General features: G+C 47.6%; 19 protein-coding genes. 10 read left to right on the top strand and 9 right to left on the bottom strand.

Annotation, left to right across the window (positions count from 1 at the left end; genetic code table 11):
• The first annotated feature begins 196 nt into the window (after window positions 1-196).
• From hrpA to cybB, 3 genes are all read left to right on the top strand, one after another.
• Window positions 197-4,099, top strand: a complete 3,903-nt coding sequence (gene hrpA / locus NA389_RS00770) for an ATP-dependent RNA helicase HrpA (RefSeq protein WP_079917064.1) — start codon at window positions 197-199, stop codon at window positions 4,097-4,099.
• 63 nt (window positions 4,100-4,162) lie between these two features.
• Window positions 4,163-4,963: a YdcF family protein gene (locus tag NA389_RS00765; protein ID WP_001098497.1), complete on the top strand. Its 801-nt coding sequence runs from the start codon at window positions 4,163-4,165 to the stop codon at window positions 4,961-4,963.
• 116 nt (window positions 4,964-5,079) lie between these two features.
• A complete protein-coding gene (gene cybB, locus NA389_RS00760) occupies window positions 5,080-5,610 on the top strand; it encodes a cytochrome b561 (RefSeq protein ID WP_000527275.1) in 531 nt (176 codons plus the stop codon).
• A 271-nt stretch (window positions 5,611-5,881) separates the two neighbouring features.
• On the opposite strand, the gene NA389_RS00755 is transcribed toward cybB, so the two are convergent.
• The 6 genes from NA389_RS00755 to NA389_RS00730 all read right to left on the bottom strand — a co-directional run bounded on the left by NA389_RS00755 (window position 5,882) and on the right by NA389_RS00730 (window position 11,542).
• On the bottom strand, window positions 5,882-6,544 hold the full coding sequence (locus NA389_RS00755; RefSeq protein WP_001666976.1) for a class I SAM-dependent methyltransferase: 663 nt from the start codon (window positions 6,542-6,544) through the stop codon (window positions 5,882-5,884).
• Between the two features lie 462 nt (window positions 6,545-7,006).
• A complete protein-coding gene (locus tag NA389_RS00750) occupies window positions 7,007-8,557 on the bottom strand; it encodes a glycosyltransferase family 39 protein (RefSeq protein WP_001666977.1) in 1,551 nt (516 codons plus the stop codon).
• A 136-nt stretch (window positions 8,558-8,693) separates the two neighbouring features.
• Complete coding sequence (locus NA389_RS00745; protein ID WP_000560165.1) at window positions 8,694-9,374, bottom strand: amino acid ABC transporter permease; 681 nt, start codon at window positions 9,372-9,374, stop codon at window positions 8,694-8,696.
• Window positions 9,371-10,102, bottom strand: a complete 732-nt coding sequence (locus NA389_RS00740; protein ID WP_001185903.1) for an amino acid ABC transporter ATP-binding protein — start codon at window positions 10,100-10,102, stop codon at window positions 9,371-9,373. The genes NA389_RS00745 and NA389_RS00740 overlap by 4 nt, the downstream gene beginning before the upstream one ends.
• A gap of 24 nt (window positions 10,103-10,126) precedes the next feature.
• Window positions 10,127-10,774 carry an amino acid ABC transporter permease gene (locus NA389_RS00735; protein WP_000094442.1) on the bottom strand — a complete coding sequence of 216 codons (648 nt, stop codon included), beginning with the start codon at window positions 10,772-10,774 and terminating at the stop codon, window positions 10,127-10,129.
• A 6-nt stretch (window positions 10,775-10,780) separates the two neighbouring features.
• On the bottom strand, window positions 10,781-11,542 hold the full coding sequence (locus tag NA389_RS00730; RefSeq protein ID WP_000897695.1) for a transporter substrate-binding domain-containing protein: 762 nt from the start codon (window positions 11,540-11,542) through the stop codon (window positions 10,781-10,783).
• Between the two features lie 925 nt (window positions 11,543-12,467).
• On the opposite strand from NA389_RS00730, the gene NA389_RS00725 reads away from it, so the two are divergent.
• Window positions 12,468-12,812, top strand: coding sequence for a DUF1294 domain-containing protein (locus tag NA389_RS00725; protein WP_000281190.1), 345 nt, complete (start codon window positions 12,468-12,470; stop codon window positions 12,810-12,812).
• A 120-nt stretch (window positions 12,813-12,932) separates the two neighbouring features.
• Here NA389_RS00725 and sseJ read toward each other — a convergent pair whose 3' ends face one another.
• The gene (gene sseJ / locus NA389_RS00720) at window positions 12,933-14,159 is read right to left on the bottom strand and encodes an SPI-2 type III secretion system effector SseJ (RefSeq protein ID WP_001131419.1); all 1,227 of its coding nucleotides are present in this window, start codon (window positions 14,157-14,159) and stop codon (window positions 12,933-12,935) included.
• A 425-nt stretch (window positions 14,160-14,584) separates the two neighbouring features.
• Here sseJ and NA389_RS00715 point away from each other — a divergent pair, with 425 nt between their 5' ends.
• Entirely contained in the window at window positions 14,585-15,301 is a 717-nt protein-coding gene (locus NA389_RS00715; protein WP_001527697.1) for a hypothetical protein, read from the top strand.
• Window positions 15,302-15,429: 128 nt separating this feature from the next.
• Here NA389_RS00715 and NA389_RS00710 read toward each other — a convergent pair whose 3' ends face one another.
• Window positions 15,430-15,831, bottom strand: a complete 402-nt coding sequence (locus tag NA389_RS00710; protein WP_077905956.1) for an effector protein — start codon at window positions 15,829-15,831, stop codon at window positions 15,430-15,432.
• Window positions 15,832-16,355: 524 nt separating this feature from the next.
• Between NA389_RS00710 and NA389_RS00705 the strand changes: the two genes are divergently transcribed.
• The 3 genes from NA389_RS00705 (at window position 16,356) to NA389_RS00695 (ending at window position 19,575) form a co-directional block, all read left to right on the top strand.
• Window positions 16,356-16,631, top strand: a complete 276-nt coding sequence (locus tag NA389_RS00705; RefSeq protein WP_001120768.1) for a metal/formaldehyde-sensitive transcriptional repressor — start codon at window positions 16,356-16,358, stop codon at window positions 16,629-16,631.
• A 31-nt stretch (window positions 16,632-16,662) separates the two neighbouring features.
• A complete protein-coding gene (locus NA389_RS00700) occupies window positions 16,663-17,781 on the top strand; it encodes an S-(hydroxymethyl)glutathione dehydrogenase/class III alcohol dehydrogenase (protein WP_000842137.1) in 1,119 nt (372 codons plus the stop codon).
• A 168-nt stretch (window positions 17,782-17,949) separates the two neighbouring features.
• A complete protein-coding gene (locus tag NA389_RS00695; protein ID WP_000528491.1) occupies window positions 17,950-19,575 on the top strand; it encodes a methyl-accepting chemotaxis protein in 1,626 nt (541 codons plus the stop codon).
• Window positions 19,576-19,635: 60 nt separating this feature from the next.
• Here the strand turns inward: NA389_RS00695 and NA389_RS00690 are convergent, their stop codons facing one another.
• Window positions 19,636-20,559: a LysR substrate-binding domain-containing protein gene (locus NA389_RS00690; protein ID WP_000414259.1), complete on the bottom strand. Its 924-nt coding sequence runs from the start codon at window positions 20,557-20,559 to the stop codon at window positions 19,636-19,638.
• A gap of 292 nt (window positions 20,560-20,851) precedes the next feature.
• Here NA389_RS00690 and hglS point away from each other — a divergent pair, with 292 nt between their 5' ends.
• Window positions 20,852-22,195, top strand: a complete 1,344-nt coding sequence (gene hglS, locus NA389_RS00685) for a 2-oxoadipate dioxygenase/decarboxylase HglS (RefSeq protein WP_000024089.1) — start codon at window positions 20,852-20,854, stop codon at window positions 22,193-22,195.
• Between the two features lie 48 nt (window positions 22,196-22,243).
• Window positions 22,244-23,752 (top strand): carboxylesterase/lipase family protein, encoded by a 1,509-nt coding sequence (locus NA389_RS00680; RefSeq protein WP_000933993.1) that lies wholly within the window; start codon window positions 22,244-22,246, stop codon window positions 23,750-23,752.
• Window positions 23,753-23,855: the final 103 nt, after the last annotated feature.

The raw sequence follows: 23,855 nt of genomic DNA, 5'->3' as shown, positions 1-23,855 counted from the left end.
GTTTCCTTTTATGTATTTGAAGGGGCGTGCCCCGTTGCTTGTTGACACTTTATTCACAAATATGTCGCAGGGATAGCGCAATATATCGAACTCTTTGTTCGAAATTATTGAACAACACAAAAAAAGCCCCAATGTGGTACTCTATACCTATCATTTAAAACGATTTTAAACAGGCAGAATGCTGCCCAAGAGCTTTATGACTGAACAATCTACGTTGACGCTTCAGGTGTTACAGCAGCGGCTGGATGCACTGATGCTGCGCGACAAACAGCGCTTTGCGCGCCGCCTGCATGGCGTAAAGAAAGTAAAAAATCCTGATGCGCAACAGGCCATTTTCCAGACGATGGCGAAAGAAATTGAACAGGCTGCGGCGCAGGTCGCCCTCCGCGAAGCGGCGCGCCCCTCAATCACTTATCCGCAAAATCTGCCTGTTAGCCAGAAGAAACAGGACATTCTGGAAGCGATCCGCGATCATCAGGTGGTGATCGTGGCAGGGGAAACCGGTTCCGGTAAAACCACCCAGCTGCCGAAAATTTGTATGGAACTGGGACGCGGAATTAAAGGACTTATTGGACATACTCAGCCGCGTCGTCTGGCGGCGCGCACCGTCGCTAACCGCATTGCCGAAGAGTTGCAAACGGAGCCAGGCGGCTGCATCGGCTATAAAGTTCGTTTCAGCGATCATGTCAGTAGCAACACCATGGTCAAACTGATGACGGACGGTATCCTGCTGGCGGAAATCCAGCAGGACAGGCTATTGATGCAGTATGACACCATCATTATTGATGAAGCGCATGAACGCAGCCTGAATATTGACTTCTTGCTCGGCTATCTGAAAGAGCTTCTGCCGCGTCGCCCCGATCTGAAAGTGATTATTACCTCTGCGACCATCGACCCGGAACGTTTCTCGCGCCACTTTAATAACGCGCCGATTATCGAAGTCTCTGGCCGAACGTATCCCGTAGAAGTTCGTTATCGCCCTATCGTGGAAGAGGCTGACGACACTGAACGCGATCAGCTACAGGCAATTTTTGACGCTGTTGATGAACTGGGGCGTGAAAGTCCCGGCGATATCCTGATTTTTATGAGCGGAGAGCGGGAAATCCGCGATACCGCCGACGCCCTGAACAAGCTGAACTTACGGCATACCGAAGTGTTGCCGCTGTATGCACGCTTGTCGAACAGCGAACAGAACCGCGTTTTCCAGTCGCACAGCGGACGCCGTATCGTGCTGGCGACTAACGTGGCGGAAACCTCGCTGACGGTGCCGGGTATCAAGTATGTGATCGATCCTGGCACTGCGCGCATCAGCCGCTACAGCTACCGCACTAAAGTGCAGCGCCTGCCGATTGAACCGATCTCACAGGCTTCCGCCAACCAGCGTAAAGGGCGTTGCGGACGCGTATCGGAAGGGATCTGCATTCGTCTGTATTCGGAAGATGACTTTTTGTCACGTCCGGAATTTACCGACCCGGAAATTCTACGTACCAACCTGGCGTCGGTTATTTTGCAGATGACCGCCCTGGGGCTGGGTGACATCGCTGCCTTCCCGTTTGTCGAAGCGCCGGATAAGCGCAATATTCAGGATGGCGTGCGTTTGTTGGAAGAGCTGGGGGCGATTACCGCCGACGAACAGCAAACGGCATATAAGCTGACGCCGCTGGGCCGACAATTATCCCAGTTGCCGGTCGACCCGCGCCTGGCGCGTATGGTTCTGGAAGCGCAAAAGCATGGCTGTGTGCGCGAAGCGATGATCATTACTTCCGCACTCTCTATTCAGGATCCGCGCGAGCGCCCAGTGGACAAGCAGCAGGCTTCCGATGAGAAACACCGGCGCTTCCATGATAAGGAGTCCGATTTTCTGGCGTTTGTTAACCTGTGGAATTACCTCGGCGAGCAACAAAAGGCCCTGTCGTCGAATCAATTCCGCCGTCTGTGTCGCACCGACTATCTGAACTATTTACGCGTGCGTGAGTGGCAGGATATCTATACCCAACTGCGTCAGGTGGTCAAAGAACTGGGGATTCCGGTAAACAGCGAACCCGCAGAGTACCGGGAAATTCACGTTGCGTTGTTAACGGGGCTGTTGTCGCATATCGGGATGAAAGATGCCGATAAACAAGAGTACACCGGCGCTCGTAACGCCCGATTCTCTATTTTCCCCGGTTCCGGTTTATTCAAAAAACCGCCGAAATGGACAATGGTCGCAGAACTGGTGGAGACCAGCCGTTTGTGGGGGCGTATCGCTGCCCGCATTGAGCCAGAATGGGTGGAACCGGTAGCCCAGCACCTGATTAAACGTTCATATAGCGAACCGCACTGGGAGCGGGCGCAAGGCGCGGTGATGGCGACGGAAAAGGTTACTGTCTACGGTCTGCCGATTGTCACCGCGCGCAAGGTGAATTACAGCCAGATTGACCCGGCGTTGTGTCGCGAGTTGTTCATCCGCCATGCGCTGGTGGAGGGGGACTGGCAAACCCGTCATGCCTTCTTCCGTGAGAATCTAAAATTGCGTGCGGAAGTCGAGGAACTTGAGCACAAATCTCGCCGCCGCGATATCCTGGTGGATGACGATACCCTGTTTGAGTTTTATGACCAGCGTATTAGCCATGACGTTATTTCCGCCCGCCACTTTGATAGTTGGTGGAAAAAAATCAGCCGCGAGACGCCGGATCTGCTCAACTTTGAAAAAAGTATGCTGATTAAAGAAGGCGCGGAAAAAATCAGCAAACTGGATTACCCGAATTTCTGGCACCAGGGCAATCTCAAGCTGCGTTTGAGCTATCAATTTGAACCGGGCGCGGATGCTGACGGCGTGACCGTCCATATTCCGTTGCCGCTACTTAACCAGGTTGATGAGAGCGGTTTTGAATGGCAGATCCCAGGACTGCGCCGTGAATTAGTTATTGCGCTGATTAAATCGTTGCCAAAACCGGTACGTCGCAACTTTGTTCCGGCTCCAAACTATGCTGAAGCGTTTTTAGGTCGCGTAACGCCGCTGGAGCTGCCGCTGCTGGACGCTCTGGAGCGTGAACTGCGCCGGATGACCGGCGTCACGGTCGACCGGGAAGACTGGCATTGGGATCAGGTGCCCGAGCATCTGAAAATCACGTTTCGCGTGGTGAATGACAAAAACAAGAAACTGCAGGAAGGGCGTTCGCTCGCCGAGCTTAAAAATGCGCTGAAAGGCAAAGTGCAGGAGACGCTCTCGGCGGTGGCGGATGACGGCATCGAGCAGAGCGGGCTGCATATCTGGAGTTTCGGCGAGCTGCCGGAAAGCTACGAACAGAAACGCGGTAATTATAAAGTGAAGGCGTGGCCGGCGTTAGTGGATGAGCGTGACAGCGTCGCTATCAAATTGTTTGATAATCCGCTGGAACAACAACAGGCGATGTGGTGCGGTTTACGCCGTCTGCTGTTGCTCAACATTCCTTCACCGATTAAGTATCTGCATGAGAAATTGCCGAATAAAGCCAAGCTGGGGCTGTACTTTAACCCGTACGGCAAAGTACTGGAGTTGATTGATGACTGTATTGCCTGCGGGGTAGATAAACTGATAGATGCCAACGGCGGACCGGTGTGGAGCGAAGCAGGTTTCACCGCGCTGCACGAAAAGGTACGCGCCGAGCTGAATGATACTGTGGTGGATATCGCGAAGCAGGTTGAGCGGATCCTGACGACCGTATTCAATATCAATAAGCGTCTGAAAGGGCGGGTGGATATGAGCATGGCGTTGGGGCTTTCCGATGTCAAGGCGCAGATGAGCGGTCTGGTATACCGTGGTTTTGTGACTGGCAACGGCTTTAAACGTCTCGGCGATACGCTGCGTTATCTGCAGGCAATTGAAAAGCGGCTGGAGAAACTGGCTGTCGATCCGCACCGCGATCGGGCGCAAATGCTGAAAGTCGAAAGCGTCCAGCAGGCGTGGCAACAATGGATAAATAAATTGCCTCCAGCGCGTCGCGAAGATGATGATGTTAAAGAGATCCGTTGGATGATTGAAGAACTGCGTGTCAGTTATTTCGCGCAACAGCTCGGTACGCCTTATCCTATTTCCGATAAGCGTATTTTACAGGCCATGGATCAGATTACGGCCTAAAAAGCCAGGCGACGACGTCTTTCAAAGAGATCCGGTACAAGTTCGGAACAAAAAGGAGGAATTATGAATACAACGCCATTTCCGGCGCTCTCTGCGGAAACATTGCTGGCGGTGAATACCGTCGGACAGTGGCTGGCGCAAAATGATTTTTCCGGCGAACAACCTTATTCGTCGGATTGCGTCGTCCTGGCGGGCAATGCGGTGATCCCCACTATCGACGCGGCCTGTCGCATCGCCAAAGCGCAAGGCGTTCCTTTACTGATTAGCGGCGGTATAGGCCATTCGACGCCGTTTTTGTACGCCGTGATTGCCCGGCATCCGCGCTACCACACTATTCGCACAAGCGGACGCGCTGAAGCCGCGATCCTCGCGGATATCGCGAACCAGTTCTGGCATATTCCGGCTGAGAAAATTTGGCTGGAAGATCGGTCAACTAATTGCGGCGAAAATGCCCGTTTCTCCTGCGCACTGATCCGTCAGGCGAAAGAAAACATTAACACGGCTATCGTTGTGCAAGACCCCACCATGCAGCGGCGCACTATCGCGGCGTTTCGGCGCGTGACAAACGACGACACCGATGCGCCACGCTGGCTGAGTTTTCCTGGCTTTGTTCCGGTACTGCGCCACCTTAATGACGGTACACGTTTTGCCAATGTTGAAGAGGGCATCTGGACGGTGGAGCGTTATCTGTCTCTGATTGCCGGCGAGCTGCCACGTTTGCGTGACGATGAAACAGGGTATGGACCGCGTGGTAAAGATTTTATCATTCACGTTGATATCCCACGTGATATTGAAAACGCATGGCAGGTATTGCAGGCAGATACTACGCTGCGCAGTGCGTTAGAACAGAGAGCTTTACGCTAAAAATCGCCCGTTTGCGAGGGTGAACGGGCAAGTGCGACCACCATCTCATAAATTTGATGAATTATTTATAAAAGCTGGTTATGTTGTCGCTTTACGGTTTTCATTCAGGACGCGCTATGGGCAATAAGTATTCCGGCTTGCAAATTGGTATTCACTGGTTAGTCTTTTTTCTGGTTATTGTGGCTTACGCCGCGATGGAGCTACGCGGTTTTGCGCCGCGTAGTTATCGGCCCTGGTTTAATATGACGCACGTTTCATGTGGTATCACTATTTTGCTTTTAATGGTGGCACGCTTGTTTATTCGGCTGAAATATCCCACGCCGCCCATTGTTCCTCGTCCAAAACCGATGATGACCGGAATGGCGCATTTAGGACATCTGGTGATTTACCTGTTATTTATCGTGCTGCCTGTTATTGGTCTGGTCATGATGTATAACCGCGGCAATCCCTGGGTCGCATTTGGCATTACTATGCCCCATGCCGCCGAGGCTAACTTTGAACGCGTAGATATGCTGAAATCCTGGCACGTCACGCTGGCGAATCTGGGCTATTTTGTTATTGGACTTCATGCCATCGCTGCTTTGATGCATCACTATTTCTGGAAAGACAATACGCTGTTACGGATGATGCCGCGTAAGCGTGACTAACCGTCCTGTATGACGTTTGTCGCAGGCGGGGTTAACCGCTTTAGGCAAACAAGGCATCTATCAGTGGGGATGGCGTATTCCATACAGAAAACGCCTGCGTCTAACCAGGACCCGTGACGCAGGCGAAGGAGGACGGGTCTACATCGGAAGCGGGTATTATACTTATTTGTATGACAAATAAAATAAGCAATTGCTATTCCGTAATCCAATGTTTAATCAACGGGTTAAACCCACATGATCGCGCTGCCCGACCGCCCGGAAGTGACTACACTTACAATGAACGTGGCGTAGTGGCGGAAAATAGCGCAACGGCGCCATGTTGCTCCAAAGTCACCTTAGCAAAATGTTCGTCCAACACGCTGCGTAACGTATCGGCTGAATCATTGGTATTACTGAATATTCCTTTCTTGTTATAAACAGCCATCAATTTCTTGCCAAAAGCATTGTGAGGAACCTCTTTGCCCAGAATCGTGGCACCAAAAAGTGTGCCGCCGGGTTTAAGCGCCATACCGGCATTTTTAATTGCCTTCGCTTTTGTTGTCATCTCACCAGGTAAGCAGTGCAGAAGATAGTACATCGAAACGGAATCGAAGCGCCCGTGCCAGTCCGCCGGGAACGTGTCGAAAACATCGTGTTGTAGTGTGGCGCAGATTTTTGTATTACCCACTCGGCTGGCGGCTATTTTCAGGCTATCCGGATTTAAATCCATCAGCGAAATGGCATGAGTCGCAGGTGCATGTTTCAGGTAATAACCTGTACCTACGCCAATATCCAGGTGAGTCTCGCCCATGTGATGCAGGAAGAAAGGAAGTAGTCGCGTATCAGTAGGACACTTCCAGGCATATTTGTTTGAGATATTGAGTACCCACCAGTCATATAAGCTAAGCGTGAATGGGTTATAGACTTTTGCGCCTGATTGTTGTGTATGCTTCATTGTTCTCTCACTAAATAATTTCGCGCTGGAATTAAAACAACGAAGCAATCGTTAGGCAAGCATTAATCAGGTGAGTGAGTAATTTAATGCGACGAATAAAGGCGATATTATGAGTTAAGCGGTTATCTTAAAGAAGATATAGGATAATAATAGCTGGCAAATGAATTGGACAGTTATATTATTATAAGCTGATAATTAATAATCGTTAATATACACATATTAAGCCCTATGATAATAGCATGCAATTAAATGCAGGAGGAACAATATTTATTCATACATATAAAGCGATTATTGCACATTAATTGATATTTTAAATGTTACGATGAGATAGCCATCTTGATTTAATATCACCTACCCGGAGGCGATATGATTGAGGTTTTTGAAGCGTTTGGCTGGACCTTACTTTTAGGCGGTCTGGCAGTGGCAGTACTGTTTATCACTGCACTGGATAAAAAACGGTAATCATTGCATTTGACGCGTCTGTTGAGTCGGTATTACAAATAATTGTACCTGAAATCTATCACTTCTGAAGTTTGCGATATTTTGCCATTCTGACGGCAAGGGGTAATCCTGACTGAAGTTACCGCCGCTTATCAACCAGACACGATGGTGACTTTTTGAAAGCGTTGTCAGAGTATCAATATATGTCTGATCGGCTTGCGCATAAAACAGTGAACCAAAGCCATAGGCATTCGGTCTGCCTGATGTTCCGTGTGCGTTAGGCGGTGTATAAAGAAATGTACGATAATCTCGCTTATTATAATACACATAACTTAAATAATCGAACATTTTACTGACTACCACGGCATCATTAGGCTGGTGACGGGTATTAATATAGTTTACCAGTGGTTTAAACTCGTCTATGTGCTCAGGGTTATTATGATATGAACCATAGCCGAATAATAAGGTGAATAAGATAAACCAGAAGCCACAAACCGCTTTTTTTGCGCGGGTAAGTAATACCGCGAGCAGGGGAGGAATGCTCAGCGATGAGAAGAAGAAATAACGATCGATAAATAACGGCATCCACCAGGAAATGATGAAGACCAGCATTACAGGGATGACCAGATTACAAAATAATATCAGCTGATATCTTTCATATTCTCCGTTGTATAAAGATATTCGCCCCACAGTACCGATAAAACCTCCCACAGCCAGCCACAGAATGAACGACGGAAAACCCTGTCCGTTGTTTCCGGTAAAAAAATGCCAGTACATCGCAGGCAGGTCACGCCATGTTACGGGGGGAATCCAACCGATATCATTACCGGCTCTCAACTGCGCCAGATGAGTCAGTAAATTAAACAATACGGGCAACCAGGGGAGATAAGCGACAGCAATCGCCAGGTTAGCAAACCACCAGCCAGGAAGTTTAAGGTAGCAGGCCGTTTTATGGCTTTGGCAGGATAATATTGTTACTGCGATCCAGTGGGCAATAAGTGCAAATAGGGTGAAATAATGGGTGTAAAAGCTGAACGTCATAAGTAAAGCATACGCGACAAGATAGCGATTATGGGTGGGTGTTTTTATCCACATCATCAATGCTAACGCGGCTGCGAGCGTTAGCATTCCCATTAACGCGTACATGCGCGTTTCTTGACTGTAATGGACTGCCATCGGCATCAGGGCGGCAAACCATCCTGCCAATAAGGCTGTACGCTCATTTGCCAGCCATCGCGTAAGCGCGATAACCAGCACAACTGTCAGGATCCCAAAGAGTAGACTGAGAGAGCGTACCGCTGCAATGCTATCACCCCATAATATGATCCAGTCATGCAGTAACAGATAATAAAGCGGGGGATGCACGTCAAAAGCGGCATGGAAGAGCAGATTATCTACGCTATGTCGACTAATCAGCACGCTGGACGCTTCGTCACACCAAAGGTAGCGGTCAGTTATAAACAGCAACCGTATAAGGACGGAGAATATGACAATGAGACAAACATGATATTTATACTTTATTTTTCTTAACCCATCGCCGGGCTGCCATATTGATAGTTGTGGTAGCGCCATAATATCCTCAATGGAGTAAGACTTAGACCAGAATGGACACCTAACGCAATAATGAAGGTTAAAATCTTAACCAACACTAAATAAAAATAACTTTGATAATGTCAGCGATGAATTAATCAGAATAGTGCAGTGCAACTCAGTAATCCTGACCGTAATGGCGAAGCAGTCTATGCTCTAAAAACCGGGTCAAACCGACAATAAAGGTAACGCCAATAAGGTACACTATGGCGGCAAAAAGGTAAGCATGGAAGAATTTAAAGCTGGTTGCAGCAACCTCCTGAATTCGCGCGAAAAACTCAGTATATTGGATAAGAAAAACGATGGTGCTGTCTTTAAGGTTATTAATCACCTGATTCGTTAAGGCTGGAATGGAAGACAGCAATACCTGAGGCAGTATAATCCACAAAAAGACCTGCCGTTTGTTCAACCCCTGAACGACTGCGGCCTCCGTTTCATATTTATTCAATGCGTTATAGGCCGTTGTCATGTACGCGGCATTATATGCGCCGACGTTTAAAGTAAACCCTGTAACCGCCACGGTAAAAGAGGACAGGTGAATGCCAGATTGAGGTAAACCATAATAGATAACAAACAGAATAAGAATGAGTGGCGTACCGATAAAGAAATCCATGTACAGTCGAGTTATGGCTTTTACCACGGGGCGATGGCTCAGGCTCAGAAAGAAAATAATAATTCCCCACAAAAAACCGGTGATGGAAACAATCAGCGCAAGTTTACAGGTTTCTTTAATACCGTCCACAACAAGTGGCAGTTGTTCAGTCAGGTCATTAAAGAAGAGAGACCAGCCAGCGATCATCGTTGTGCCTCGCTAAAAAAACAGTGGATATCTGGATCCGTTTCTCGTAAAGCAAGATCGGTAAAAGCGCCTTCTGCACGAATTTTGCCATGATTAAGAAACGTTACGTTATCGCTTAGTAATCTGGCGAGGCGAATATCATGAGTGACGCATAATATAGTGACGCCATTGTCGTGAAGTTGCTTGATCAACATTCCGACTTCACGAGTCATGAGCGGATCAAGCGCAGACGTCGGCTCATCAAAAATAATGAGTTCTGGGTCGGTGACCATTGTACGGGCCAGGGCGACGCGCTGTTGCTGCCCGCCCGATAATTGCGAAGGGTATTTCGCGCTATGCGAGACCATATCAAGTTTTTGTAGCTCATGTAAGGCTTTCTCCCGGGCTAGTTGTCCCGGCATGCCAAACACTTTACATAGGGCAAGGGTAATATTATCCATGACGTTAAGATGGCGATACAAAGCGTAATTCTGGAAGACACAACCAACTTTTTTTCTGAACTCAAGAATAGTAAATTCCTTGTCATAAATATTTCTCCCGTGAAAATAAATATCACCATAATCAGGCTCTTCTAATCGAAGCAGACAGCGTAAAAGCGTCGTTTTTCCACAACCCGATGGCCCCATGACTACTTTCATGTCTCCCGATTGAATTTTTAGACTAACCGTATCAAGAACCTTTTTTCCTGAATATTCCTTACTTATCTCTTTTAGTTCCAGTAAAGCCATGAGTATCACCTCTATTTTTATGCTTCAACTGATGCGATATTTTTTCTCAAACACTCCGGCCAGAAGAGTAAAAATTTTATAAATAATGAAATATAATACCCCGGCAAGAGTATAGATCTGTAACCCGTTCAGCGTGATGGCTGTCAGTGACATTGCCTGCTTCGTTATTTCAGCGATACCTACAGTATAAGCAAAGGGCGTCGCTTTTAATACAGAAGAAAACTCATTGATAATACCGGGCACAGAAAATCGCAACATCTGTGGCAACTCAATATTTAATATAATCTGTAATTGACGCATTCCTGCTACTTTCGCTACCGTGATTTCGAATGGCTCAACTAATTTAAGCGCCCCTCTGAACACCTCGGCAAGATAACTCCCGCTGATTAAGCCGACGCTGAGGTTCATGGCTACCAGAGGTGAAACATATATGCCAATCGATGGCAATCCAAAATAAACAAGAAAAACAGCAATAAGTATTGGAATTCCCCGAAGAATAAAGACCATTGCGTCGAGTATCTTCTGTAGTGGAAGGGGGGATAGTCGCCGTAATACGGCGACTGTAAGCCCGGTAAAAAACGCTGAGAGAAAACAGGTAAAGGTTACAAGCAGCGTATTACCAATCCCTTCCAATAGGAAATAAAAGATAGCCAGCATATTACCTGATGACATAGCTTACTATTTCATCCAGTTATCGACGATGTCAGATATTTTTTGTGGCCCTTGCTCTTTAAGCCATAAGTTGAAATCATCGCGCACGGGAGAGCCTTTCTTAAAGGCAATGCCAAGCTGATCAACATTCTTGAAAACATAACGGCTTTCTATCGGCATCTTTTTCTTATTTTTGAAGGTAAAATAAACCGGCTCTTCTATAAAAGCCAGATCAAGATTGCCATTTTTTAGATCAGCCATCGTCTCATTATATGTTGGATACAATTTTACTTTACTTAACGAGTAGTATCCTTTGGGCTCCAGATCGTTTTTGATAAGGTCGGAGTAAGCCATTCCTCGAGGGTATCCAATAGAATATTGATTTAATTCATTGAGGTTATTGAGCGTTATTTTATGATTGGCCATACTGACCAGATAAAAAGAGTTGATGTAATAAGGTTCAGAAAAATCAATAACTTTCTTACGTTTATCTGTGATTGAAATTCCCGAAAATGCGACATCTGCCTGACCACTCGCCACTGCGCCAAGCATTCCATCCCAGGCATATTCGGTGATGTTTAGCTTACAATGCCGTGACTGACAGTAAGACGAAAAAAGCTCCAGATCTATCCCCTGCAATTTGCCATCAGCACTTTTAAATAACATAGGGGGAGAGGCCGGTGATACTGCGACATTGAGTGTTTTCCCTTCAACGATGCTATCAGCAAAAGCTGAAGACGACATTATTCCCAACACTATCATCGATAAGCCAATTTTTTTGAATAACATGCTATCTATTTCCTGTAGTAAGGTAATGTGTATTATAAATTAAGCATTAGGGCGTGAACCTGACATTTGCAGGCGTAAAGTACTTAACGTTATGTATTCCATCGCTGTTAACTAATTTAATCAGGAGGTTTGACAGGAATCATCAAAGGGAATGGATTGAATATACCATGAGATATCAACTGGATATGAGTGCAGCGACCCCATGAAAGGTGAAAATGTAAAAATACCATAGACATTAGTATACTGGACATAGTTTATGCTCCATTTACGCATACATATTTACATGATAAGCAGATAAATGCTTCAGTGACGGTGTATTTAATGTCTCTAAGTATCATCTTGCCACTCTATCCAGGGCCAATATAAAGACTTATCTTTGCTTGTCAAATACATTTTCTGAGCTAATTTGATTTGCGTGCTATCTATATTTGCAAGCATATAAATTATTTATCCTATGAACAAACGACAACAAATCAGGAGTTCTGACGATGTTGTTATGTTTATCAAAACGTTAACTTGTTTTAATCGACAATAATCTTAATTCAGAAATATCTTAATATATGCGGTTGTCGAGATAAAATTCTCAAATTAACATCGTACATCTTATGTAATAAATATAAATACGATAAATAAATCCAAAACTGAGACTGCCAACCGGATAACAAACAGCAATAAAGAGGGCTCTTCATTAAGTTATCCTGGCAATGGTTAAGGTGGTAACATTTTTGGTGGCTTTACCCATTTTAATCGTGTTCACAACACGTTAATTACCTTATGATTACCATGGTAATTAAAAATGAATCCTCGATGACTCGATGACTCGATGACTCGTTGGCTGAATGAAAAGAAAATTCTACATCACATAGGCGCATGTATCGCGTATAATGGGCTCCGATGTCCCTAATCATTGCTATGACATAATAATATGTATCTTAACCGCTTTTGTTATTTACTCCTGATCTCCGCTGCGGTCGGAAGCATTTTTACATCGCATCCCGTCGCGATGTGGTTCCTGCTCGCCAACGTGCTAACGCTGGCGATCTACGGTATAGACAAAACGGCGGCACGTAAAACCTGGCGCAGAGTGCCGGAATCCACTTTGTTGGTGTTTGGGGTTGTCGGTGGGTGGCCTGGTGCGATTGTTGGTCAACAACTCTTCCGTCATAAAACGCAAAAGCAGCCATTCAAAACATACTTTATCGTCAGTGTGATAGTGAGTATTGTAGTTACGGTGGCGATCTATCGACTCTATCCATTTTTGTCCTACTGAACATAGAGTATGGATCACTTATTGACCAACCGGCAGCAAAGACAACCTCATATTTTCATGCCACCGGCACTATGATATTGAGCGGTGTTTTGCTCAAGGCGTACCGCAGCCGATGGAACATTATTCAGTGGAATAATGATGAGCTATAAAACTTTCTAACATTGTGGCAAAACAATGATGGACTTCCTGGGTTGGATGGACAAAGTCATTGAAGACGTATTGCGGACATATATCCAGCTGAGGGTCTTTAGCCCCGGGAACATGTACATAGCCGTGGTGAGTATAAGGGTTTTCCGTATCATAACCAATATTACTGGCCACCTCCATTATCATCTTAAATGCATCGGCAGTCTCGTAATAGCATATTTTGTGCTGGGGATATTTTTCTTTTAATTCTTCAACATTAGTTTTTAGCAGGGCATTGTGAGCGGTGCTTTCATCCTTAAGTTTTCTTTTTTCATCAGAATGTTTGCCATAGGGCGTCAAAGACAAATCGGGAATCCCCATGACTAAAACATTATTAACTCCACCGGAAATTATTTTTTCAATATCATCAATTTGTTGCTCAACGACCATCATTACATTATCTTTGTGTAGTGTCATATAGTCATTAGCCCCCAATAAAAATATCGCCAGGTCCTGGTGAGAAGGGGTGTAAGATGCGACTTGTCTGTCCGTATTTGATACAAAGTCACCGAGGCAATTAAAGCAGGAATACCTTGCCGATGTACTTCCCCCTTCAGCAAAATTAAGCATCTCTTTACCTAAGAAGTGTGGAGATGATAAAAACTCAGTCCAGGTAAATCCATTAGTAAACCTTCCGCCAAAGTATTGACCATAGGAGGGTAAGATATGATGTGTTTTTTCAAACATACGCCCCATGGAGTCAGATAAACTGTCGCCAAAAAATACCAGTCTGGTAATATCACCTAAAGAAATATTTTTTGGCTTGGGATGTAATCTATTGATTTCTTTGGCAAGACCAAAAGCTTCCGGATGACATTCAACCTCAATAGATAAAATATTTTCACCATTATCATCTTTAATAATCAACTTATCGGCGTGTTCCTGTGATTCTATAATAAACTGTTCTTTACATCCCTGAGACGCTAAGGCTCGAAGTTTGATGTAGGCTCCGCGAACCTGTACCGGTGTTAGATTCAGTTCCTGATAGTGGTAAAGTTTAAAGATACATTCGAGCGCCTCTGCATGGTAAGTGGTGAAGAAATATGCTTTGATTTTCTCCCATAAACTTAATTCCGGAGGGCGTGCGCTTTCTTTTATCACATTAAATCTTTCAGCACTGATAGATGATGTGAAATAACCCTGTCCAACACTCAATGGCATAGTGTCCTCCTTACTAATTAATCACGCTTTAGCAAAACATTAATTAACAAATATTAGCAAGAAAAGTAATCAGGTAAATGGTGTATATAGAATTGCGCTTCTTTAACAGTTTGTCGCCGCCAAAAAAACACATGCAATATTTATTATTTTTCAACGAAGTAAATATATCATCAACAACGTGAGGTTAATGCCGGGTACATATTATCTGACTGCTATCATTATTGACTGTGCGTCTGGTTAAGGCAAACCTCTAAAAAAAGTAGCCACTCCTGATTTTAGTGTGCTGGCGTGGGTATGAGCTGGCTTGATACTCAGGAAAATTAGGTAAGCTTATCATCAAGCTATTATTTCCAAGGGGGTGGTGTTTTATATAACGTGTTGATTTCTATTTTCATATTAAATATTTCTTAAGTGAGTTAACTATAATGAGTGATGATTCAATTATTAAAAACTCTTCAATGCTTTTGGCCTATTTAGGTGGTCTGGGATGGGGGAGCGCCTATTTTTATGGCTGGGGCGTCTCCGCGTACTATGGTTTCCCGTGGTGGTATGTAGGCGTCGGCCCTGACAACATTGCCCGAAGTCTATTCCATGCGATTAGCCTGATGGCTATATTCATAATAGCGTGGGGAGTGGGTATTCTATTATTTTTTTTAGTAAAGCAAAAAGCACGTATTCACGACCTTAGCTTCTTACGCCTTTTTTTGGCAGCGGTTTTGTTCTTTATTCCAATTGTTATCGAGTTTTCTCTCTTAACAGAATCGTTTTTGTGGGAGCTTTTTTTTATCATTTTACTGGTGGCTTTATGCCTATCGGTGGGGATGCGTTTTTATAGTAAATTGATGCCAGTGATTTGTTTTACGCAACTCAGTTGGGTGCGAAGACATTGTTTCACTATAGTTATGATTGGTTTTATTATATATTTTTTTATATTTTCTTTTTTTGTTGGGATCTATAAGCCACAATTAAAGAAAGAATACGAAATGATATTGTATGATGGAGGCTGGTACTACGTCCTGGCCAGGTATCATGATAGTTTTATTTTGTCGAAATCCTTTACTAAAAATAACAATAGATTTATTATTTTTAGACCAGAAGATGGACACTCTTATGAAATTACCCTGGTAAAAGTCAGACTTTAATAAAATACTGGCTGGCAAGAGCGTGAAATGACGCCAGAGCTTCCCATAGCAGAGATTAGAGAAAGAACTGAGCGCCCATATCTGTAGGCTGTGGAATAGCAATGCCGGGAAGGGCATGGCATGACACTTTATCTGACATTACCATCTGAGTGGCAGTTTAGCAGATGTTTCAGGCCAAACCCAAGTTGAATTGGACCGCTCAGAAGCCGATTACCTACATAACAAATCCTGGCCGCAAGCTTATGCTGTGGGCGGAATATACGACCGCTATTATCCAGATTGGCTGTTAACTTATTTATTTTCCCAAAGTAGCCTATAACATGGCTCCCTGAGGCATTGGCTAGCATCTGTGCATTGGAAAAACAGCTTCCATTTGCACTATAGCAACTTATAAAGTTTATTGCCTCATGAGAGTTGCTAATATGGCGGATTGATTTGAAAAGTGATGATGACTGACTTGCACCGGAACCGTACCGATTTTCATGTTGAACAACAAAAGGAGCACCATGTTTACAAATCGAAATAGGCATGGATTATTACCTGAGATTGATTTCAAATTAACAATAATGATGACGCTTTTGGGTATTAAAAATCTTTCAAATAACGCTCATTTGATTTTTTGTCCACTATTAACTAAGTCTGGAAAGACACAGGGTTGAGATATTTTCGCTACCCGTCGGCGGTGTATTGCAGTTGTGATGTTACGTTCTTACAAGACTGACATCTGCATATCATAACCTTTATTCATTACCACCTGGTGAGTAAGTAAAAACTATTGAGCAAATATTTACTTCTGGGTAATGGGACTGGATTCACACGGCATTACCTCTGTGCCCCAGTCGGGCAGAACATTGCAGCTTAGAAAGGAAGCTTTGGCGTTTATTGTCTGTGGCCAGAAAAAGTTCCCGTAAGCTGAATATGCTGAATGTGAACTGATTCTTGATGACCTATGCCGGTAAGTTATAAGCGATTGATTTTTATATTGTGTGTAATTTTACAATTACATAAACATTAAATTCTGATAGTATACCCCCCTATAGTATATGGAGGTCGAATGCCGCATTCACCTGAAGATAAAAAACGTATCCTTACCCGCGTTCGTCGCATACGCGGGCAGGTTGAAGCGCTGGAGCGGGCGCTTGAGTCTGGCGAACCTTGTCTGGCTATTCTGCAACAAATTGCCGCCGTGCGCGGCGCTTCTAATGGCCTGATGAGTGAAATAGTTGAGATCCATCTGAAAGATGAGCTGGTCAGCGGGGAAACTACGCCAGATCAGCGCGCGGTTCGGATGGCGGAAATCGGCCATCTTCTTCGCGCTTATCTAAAATAACAATTTCCCTCACCGTAACAGGAAGAGATATATGAAATCACGTGCAGCAGTTGCTTTTGGTCCCGGTCAGCCGCTAAAAATTGTCGAGATTGACGTTGCGCCGCCGAAAAAAGGCGAAGTTCTGGTCAAAATCACCCATACCGGCGTTTGCCATACCGATGCTTTTACCCTTTCCGGCGATGATCCGGAAGGCGTATTCCCGGCAGTCCTGGGTCACGAAGGCGGCGGCGTGGTAGTCGAGGTCGGCGAGGGGGTCACCAGCCTGAAACCCGGCGACCATGTTATTCCACTGTATACGGCGGAATGCGGCGAGTGTAAGTTCTGTAAGTCCGGTAAAACTAACCTTTGTCAGGCCGTACGCGCCACTCAGGGAAAAGGGCTGATGCCGGATGGCACTACCCGCTTTTCTTATAACGGCGAACCCGTTTATCACTATATGGGAACCAGCACGTTCAGCGAATATACCGTTTGCGCGGAAATTTCTCTGGCGAAAGTGAACCCGCAGGCGCCGCTGGATAAAGTGTGTCTGTTGGGCTGCGGCGTGACGACTGGTATTGGCGCCGTCCATAACACCGCTAAAGTGAAAGCGGGCGACACCGTTGCCGTTTTTGGTCTAGGCGGTATTGGGCTGGCGGTTATTCAGGGCGCGGTTCAGGCTAAAGCCGGGCGTATTTTAGCTATCGACACGAATCCGGAAAAATTTACGCTGGCGGGCGAAATGGGGGCCACGGACTTTATTAATCCGAATGATTACGACAAACCGATCCAAGACGTTATTGTTGAGCTTACTGATGGCGGCGTAGATTTCAGTTTTGAATGTATCGGCAACGTTAACGTGATGCGAGCGGCGCTGGAATGTTGTCATAAAGGCTGGGGCGAAAGCATTATTATTGGCGTAGCGGGGGCAGGGCAGGAAATCAAAACCCGTCCCTTCCAGCTAGTGACTGGTCGCGTCTGGCGTGGCTCCGCTTTTGGCGGCGTGAAAGGGCGCACGCAGCTGCCAGGGATGGTCGAAGATGCGATGAACGGTAAAATCCGTTTAGATCCTTTTATTACTCACCGCCTGCCGCTGGAGCAGATTAACGATGCCTTTGAACTGATGCATCAGGGTAAATCCATCCGTACTGTTATCCACTTTGGCGATAACTGATTCATCCGCCAGCGGATTTTCCGCTGGCGCTTTTCTGAATTTTCTGGAATGAATGTTGTGAAAATGTGACGAAGGCGATGCTTTTCGCGGTAAGCAAACGTCATGAAGTGCCGATGACTATCTAACGGGCGTGTTTTACGCATAAAACCTACAAGAGAGTCGACGGTCATGGGCAACACATTCTCGATGCAAGCCTCGCATAAACTGGGCTTCCTGCATCATATTCGGCTGGTTCCGCTGTTTTCCTCCATTCTCGGTGGCATCCTTCTTCTTTTTGCTTTGAGCGCCGGGCTGGCAGGCTATTTTCTGTTACAGGCCGATCGCGATCAGCGTGATGTCACGGACGAGATTCAGGTACGGATGGGATTATCCAACAGCGCTAACCACTTACGTACCGCACGTATCAATATGATCCACGCTGGCGCGGCGAGCCGGATTGCTGAAATGGATGAAATGAAAGCCAATATTGCCGCTGCGGAAACGCGGATCAAGCAGTCTCAGGACGGCTTTAACGCTTATATGTCCAGAGCGGTGAAAACACCCGCCGATGATGCATTGGATAACAAGTTAAACGCCCGTTACACCGCCTATATCAACGGCCTGCAACCGATGCTGAAATTTGCCAAAAATGGCATGTTCGAAGCGATCATTAATCATGAAAACGAGCAGGCAAAACAACTGGATGCCGCATATAACCATGTCCTGTTGAAAGCGATTGAACTGCGCACCGAGCGGGCGAGACTACTTAGCGAGCAGGCTTACCAACGTACCCGGCTCGGTATGATGTTTATGATTGGCGCATTTACGTTGGCGCTGGTATTGACGTTAATGACCTTCATGGTGCTGCGTCGCACGGTGATACAACCCTTGCAGCAGTCTGCGTCACGTATCGAACGCATTGCGGCGGGCGATCTGACCATGGCTGACGAGCCCACAGGACGCAGTGAAATTGGTCGTCTGAGTCATCATCTTCAGCAGATGCAGCATGCGTTGCAACAAACGGTAGGGGCGGTGCGTCAGGGGGCGGAGGAAATTTATCGAGGCACCAGCGAAATTACTGCCGGTAATACGGATTTATCTTCTCGTACTGAACAGCAGGCTGCCGCCATTGAACAAACTGCGGCCAGTATGGAACAGTTGACGGCAACCGTTAAACAGAATGCGGATAATGCGCATCACGCCAGCAAACTAGCGGAAGATGCTTCCGGTAAAGCCAGTCGCGGAGGCCAGATGGTTTCCGGGGTCGTACAAACGATGGGGAATATTTCCACCAGCTCGAAAAAAATCTCGGAAATTACCGCCGTCATTAACAGTATCGCTTTCCAGACCAACATACTGGCGCTGAACGCGGCGGTCGAGGCGGCACGTGCCGGGGAACAAGGACGCGGTTTTGCGGTGGTCGCCAGTGAGGTTCGTACCCTCGCCAGTCGCAGCGCGCAGGCGGCAAAAGAGATTGAAGGCTTGATCGGCGCATCGGTCAGCCTGATTGAACAAGGATCTGAAGAGGTTATCGCTGCGGGGAGCACCATGAATGAGATTGTGGATGCCGTCAAACGCGTCACCGATATTATGCTCGATATCGCGGCAGCCTCTGATGAGCAAAGTCGCGGTATTGTTCAGGTCAGTCAGGCGATTTCTGAGATGGACAAGGTTACGCAACAAAACGCGTCGCTGGTCGAAGAGGCGTCCGCGGCGGCGGCTTCGCTTGAAGAACAGGCCGCCCGCTTGACGCAAGCCGTTGATGCGTTTCATTTACAGGATACTGGCGCGACGATGCGATCATCCTTCCTTTAATGAGCGTCGCGCCAGCGGGCTATTTTAGCCGCGGGCGCGGTTAATGTCCGACAGCCGCTATCACAGCGGCATCGATTTACGGATCGCCGCAATCAGCATTTGCGCCCCGGTTGAGAGCGGGATATCAACTCGCGTAAGAATACCTATCGGTTCGCCCGCGCTCTGGGTCGGCACGGGTAATGAGACCAGCGTTGCCTGGCGAAGATCTTCTTTAACCGCGCCAGAGGGGACGAACCAGACGTAATCGTAATCTACGGTAAGTTGTCGTGATAACGATGCGGATAGCGTTTCGATACATCCGGCAGGCATTTTACACCCCTGGCTTTGCAACAGGGCTTCCGCATTCTGGCGCGGTACCGTGCCTTTTGGCGAGACGACTACCGGCCATTCCATAACCCGACTGAGCGTGATCGTCTCCTGTAACAGGGGATGGCCGGGGCGTACCACTAATTTAAGCGATTCTAAAAACAGCAGTTCGTAATTTAAACCGCCCATTAATTCCGGGTCTGACATGCGGCCAATACCCAGATCGATCTCGCCTGACTTGAGACCCGCAAGCAACATCGTATTGTTCATGGTCGCGACCTGTAACGAGGTCGATTTTTGCTGTTGATGGAACCGCCCAATAGCCGCCGGGAGTATACCCAGCGCAGCGGTGGGGAGCGCGCCAACACGCACCACATCGGCGCTGGCGTCCTCTTTGCGATTCAGCGCCTGCCCGGCGGTATTCAATGCATCTAATACTTTTACCGCATGAGTCAAAAATTGTTCGCCAGGAACCGTTAATTGCGCGCCCAGTCGCCCGCGTTCGAACAGACGGGTTCCGGTGAGTTGTTCCAGTTCGTTCAGCGTTTTAGAAAGCGCTGGCTGGCTCAGGTTAAGGGTTTCAGCCGCGCGCCCCAGCGTTCCCTGTTGCGCAACGGCGACAAATGTATGAAGGTGGCGCAACCGAATGCGCTGACTAAACAGACCATTTTTTTCCATAAGCGATGTTAAAAACAGAGCCGTGCGGGTGACAAGTAAAGTTGTTTGTTTTTGATAACCTGATAGCAAAATATTATTAACATTTTACCATTTCAAGTTACAACTGTTTTATTTTACTGATGATTCAACTGCCGTTAAGCGTGTTAAGCCGCGATCTGGTCGGGGATACGCCAGCTCATGTCAATCTGTTCTGCATAATGAATTCAGACCGGATCACACTTTATAAATTCTTCTCCCCGGAATGGATGAGGTTTTCTACACTCCAGGTAACATTCACTGGAGGCATGACATTATGGCGAACACCATCACGGCAGATGAGATTCGGGAACACTTTTCGCAGGCAATGTCGGCAATGTACCAGCAGGAAGTTCCGCAGTACGGTACGTTACTGGAACTTGTGGCTGACGTGAATCTGGCGGTGCTGGAAAATAATCCCAAACTGCATGAGCAGTTGGCTAATGCCGATGAACTGGCGCGATTGAACGTGGAACGACATGGCGCCATTCGTGTTGGCACCGCAGAAGAACTTTCTACCTTGCGTCGGATATTCGCCATCATGGGGATGTACCCAGTAAGTTATTACGATCTCTCTCAGGCGGGCGTGCCTGTGCACTCCACGGCATTTCGTCCCATTGACGAGGCTTCGCTCTCGCGTAATCCCTTTCGCATGTTCACTTCGCTATTACGCCTGGAGCTCATTGAAAACGCGGCATTACGCCAGCGGGCGGCGGAAATCTTATCGCAGCGGGATATTTTTACATCGCGCTGCCGACAATTGCTGGATGAGTACGACGAGCAGGGCGGTTTTAGCGCTGCTCAGGCCGAAGAGTTCGTCCGTGAAACGCTGGAGACTTTTCGCTGGCATCGTCAGGCTACCGTTGATGAAGAAACGTACCTCAGCCTGCATCGTGAGCATCGTTTAATTGCCGACGTGGTCTGTTTCCCGGGATGTCACATTAACCATCTGACGCCGCGTACTCTGGATATCGACCGGGTACAGGCCATGATGCCGGAGTGCGGCATTACGCCTAAAACTCTTATCGAAGGTCCGCCTCGCCGCGAAGTGCCTATTCTGTTGCGGCAAACCAGTTTCAAAGCACTGGAAGAGCAGGTGCTCTTCGTTGATGAAAAGCAGGGTACGCACACGGCGCGCTTCGGCGAAATTGAGCAACGTGGCGTCGCGCTGACGCCAAAAGGTCGTCGATTATATGACGAACTGTTGCACAAGGCGGGAACGGGTAAGGATAACTTCACGCATCAACTCCATTTGCGGGAGGTCTTTAACGCCTTTCCGGATAGCGAATTTCTGCTTCGCCAGCAGGGGCTTGCCTGGTTCCGCTATCGCTTAACGCCTTCCGGCGAGGCGCATCGTCAGGCGATCCATCCTGGCGACGATCCGCAGCCGCTTATTGAGCGCGGTTGGGTGATCGCGCAGCCGATTACCTATGAAGATTTTCTTCCGGTCAGCGCAGCCGGCATTTTTCAGTCGAATTTGGGAAATGAAACGCTGGCCAGAAGCCACGGCAATGCCAGCCGCGACGCCTTTGAACAGGCGCTGGGATGTGCAGTACGGGATGAATTTTCGTTATATCAGGAAGCGGAAGAACGCAGTAAACGCCGTTGCGGTCTGCTTTAAAAGCGGTAAGCTTCACAGGCTGTGAGGATACTGTAAAAGGAAGGCGTTATGTTGAATCCCTCCATCCCACTGGTGGAGACGCGTCACGGTAAAATCGTGGGCGTCGTACAGGAAGAAATCCATATCTGGCGCGGTATACCTTATGCCGCGCCGCCAACAGGGGAGCTACGCTGGCGTGCGCCGCAGCCTGTTACAGCCTGGCAGGATGTGCGCCAGGCGGATTGTTTCTCCTGCGCCAGTTGGCAGGATATTACCTGGTGTCGCGAACTCGGCGGCGGCGATCCGGGAAATTTTTCCGAAGACTGTCTCTATCTGAACGTCTGGGCTCCCGCCGTACGTCATGAACCGTTGCCGGTCATGGTCTGGCTACACGGCGGCGGTTACACCATTGGCGCGGGGAGTTTGCCGCCCTATGACGGACATGCGCTGGCGAAGCGCGGCGCGATCGTGGTGACGGTCAATTATCGGCTTGGCCATCTGGGCTTTTTCGCGCATCCGGCGCTGGAAGGCGGAGAGGCGGAGTGTATTCATAATTTCGCTTTACTCGATCAAATCGCTGCGCTGCGTTGGGTGCAGGACAATATTGCCGCATTTGGCGGCGATACGCAGAATGTGACGTTATTTGGCGAATCCGCCGGCGCCCGCAGCGTGCTGTCGTTGATGGCTTCGCCGTTGGCGAAGGGGCTTTTTCATAAAGCGATTATTCAGAGTGGTTATACGCTGCCGGATACGCCCCGCGATGTGGCGCTAAAAAAAGGCGTTGCGCTGGCAGAACATCTTGGTTTAGCCAATGCCACTGCCGAACAGCTACGCGCTTTACCGGCAGAGACGTTTTGGCCGCTGGACGAGCCTTTTAAAATTGCGCCGACGCCGATTTCCGGCGACGTCGTGCTGCCGCATCCGATGCTGGAAACCTTCTTTGCGGCGAAACAGCATCCCATACCGGTGATGATCGGCTCGAATAGCGATGAAGCCAGCGTATTGGCAGTTTTTGGCGTCGATATTGCCGGTCAAATTCAAAAAATGCGCCGTGAGCGGCGTGTTGGCCTGGGGTTAATCCGGCTGCTTTATACTGGAGTGAAAGGCGACGAAGCACTAGGGCGGCAGGTCTGTCGGGATATGGTATTTACCACGTTGGGTTATGTCGTCATGCAAGCGCAGCAGCGGATCGGCGAACCGTGCTGGCGTTACTGGTTTGATTATGTCGCCGAAGCGGAGCATAACACCTACGCGAATGGTGCCTGTCATGGCAATGAAATACCGTATGTATTCGATACGTTAACGCGGGCTGAGCCCACATGCCATTATGTGAATGAGAATGACCTGGCCTTTGCCTCGCAGGTGGCGGATTACTGGGTGAATTTCGCTCGTCATGCCAGCCGCACGCGCGACGTGCTGCACGGCCCGGTTCGCTGGCCCGCCAGCATTCGGGGGCGAGATCGTCTGTTGCGGATTGGGCTGAACAAACTTGCCGGTTTTAAAGTGGAAAACCGCTTTATGCGTGCGCGTCTGGCGCTGTTTAAACGAGTCATGAAACATCACGTTAGTCTGGAATAAACTTTTCATAACCTGAAGAATGCTGCGTGAGGTTTACATCCGATTAGGTCGGTTCTTATCGACATAAAATATTTACGCTTTTGCACAGTTTCCAGGCGACCAA

Source organism: Salmonella sp. NW645, assembly GCF_051703725.1.
GTDB classification, from domain to species: Bacteria; Pseudomonadota; Gammaproteobacteria; order Enterobacterales; family Enterobacteriaceae; genus Salmonella; species Salmonella enterica.
Note: the sequence above shows the minus strand (reverse complement) of the source record. Positions and strands in the feature narration are given on the sequence as shown.

Bases quoted from the DNA above. Each gene is read 5' to 3' on its own strand.
- hrpA (WP_079917064.1), top strand. From the start codon at position 197: ATGACTGAACAATCTACGTTGACGCTTCAGGTGTTACAGCAGCGGCTG.
- NA389_RS00765 (WP_001098497.1), top strand. From the start codon at position 4,163: ATGAATACAACGCCATTTCCGGCGCTCTCTGCGGAAACATTGCTGGCG.
- cybB (WP_000527275.1), top strand. From the start codon at position 5,080: ATGGGCAATAAGTATTCCGGCTTGCAAATTGGTATTCACTGGTTAGTC.
- NA389_RS00755 (WP_001666976.1), bottom strand. From the start codon at position 6,544: ATGAAGCATACACAACAATCAGGCGCAAAAGTCTATAACCCATTCACG.
- NA389_RS00750 (WP_001666977.1), bottom strand. From the start codon at position 8,557: ATGGCGCTACCACAACTATCAATATGGCAGCCCGGCGATGGGTTAAGA.
- NA389_RS00745 (WP_000560165.1), bottom strand. From the start codon at position 9,374: ATGATCGCTGGCTGGTCTCTCTTCTTTAATGACCTGACTGAACAACTG.
- NA389_RS00740 (WP_001185903.1), bottom strand. From the start codon at position 10,102: ATGGCTTTACTGGAACTAAAAGAGATAAGTAAGGAATATTCAGGAAAA.
- NA389_RS00735 (WP_000094442.1), bottom strand. From the start codon at position 10,774: ATGTCATCAGGTAATATGCTGGCTATCTTTTATTTCCTATTGGAAGGG.
- NA389_RS00730 (WP_000897695.1), bottom strand. From the start codon at position 11,542: ATGTTATTCAAAAAAATTGGCTTATCGATGATAGTGTTGGGAATAATG.
- NA389_RS00725 (WP_000281190.1), top strand. From the start codon at position 12,468: ATGTATCTTAACCGCTTTTGTTATTTACTCCTGATCTCCGCTGCGGTC.
- sseJ (WP_001131419.1), bottom strand. From the start codon at position 14,159: ATGCCATTGAGTGTTGGACAGGGTTATTTCACATCATCTATCAGTGCT.
- NA389_RS00715 (WP_001527697.1), top strand. From the start codon at position 14,585: ATGAGTGATGATTCAATTATTAAAAACTCTTCAATGCTTTTGGCCTAT.
- NA389_RS00710 (WP_077905956.1), bottom strand. From the start codon at position 15,831: ATGCCTATTTCGATTTGTAAACATGGTGCTCCTTTTGTTGTTCAACAT.
- NA389_RS00705 (WP_001120768.1), top strand. From the start codon at position 16,356: ATGCCGCATTCACCTGAAGATAAAAAACGTATCCTTACCCGCGTTCGT.
- NA389_RS00700 (WP_000842137.1), top strand. From the start codon at position 16,663: ATGAAATCACGTGCAGCAGTTGCTTTTGGTCCCGGTCAGCCGCTAAAA.
- NA389_RS00695 (WP_000528491.1), top strand. From the start codon at position 17,950: ATGGGCAACACATTCTCGATGCAAGCCTCGCATAAACTGGGCTTCCTG.
- NA389_RS00690 (WP_000414259.1), bottom strand. From the start codon at position 20,559: ATGGAAAAAAATGGTCTGTTTAGTCAGCGCATTCGGTTGCGCCACCTT.
- hglS (WP_000024089.1), top strand. From the start codon at position 20,852: ATGGCGAACACCATCACGGCAGATGAGATTCGGGAACACTTTTCGCAG.
- NA389_RS00680 (WP_000933993.1), top strand. From the start codon at position 22,244: ATGTTGAATCCCTCCATCCCACTGGTGGAGACGCGTCACGGTAAAATC.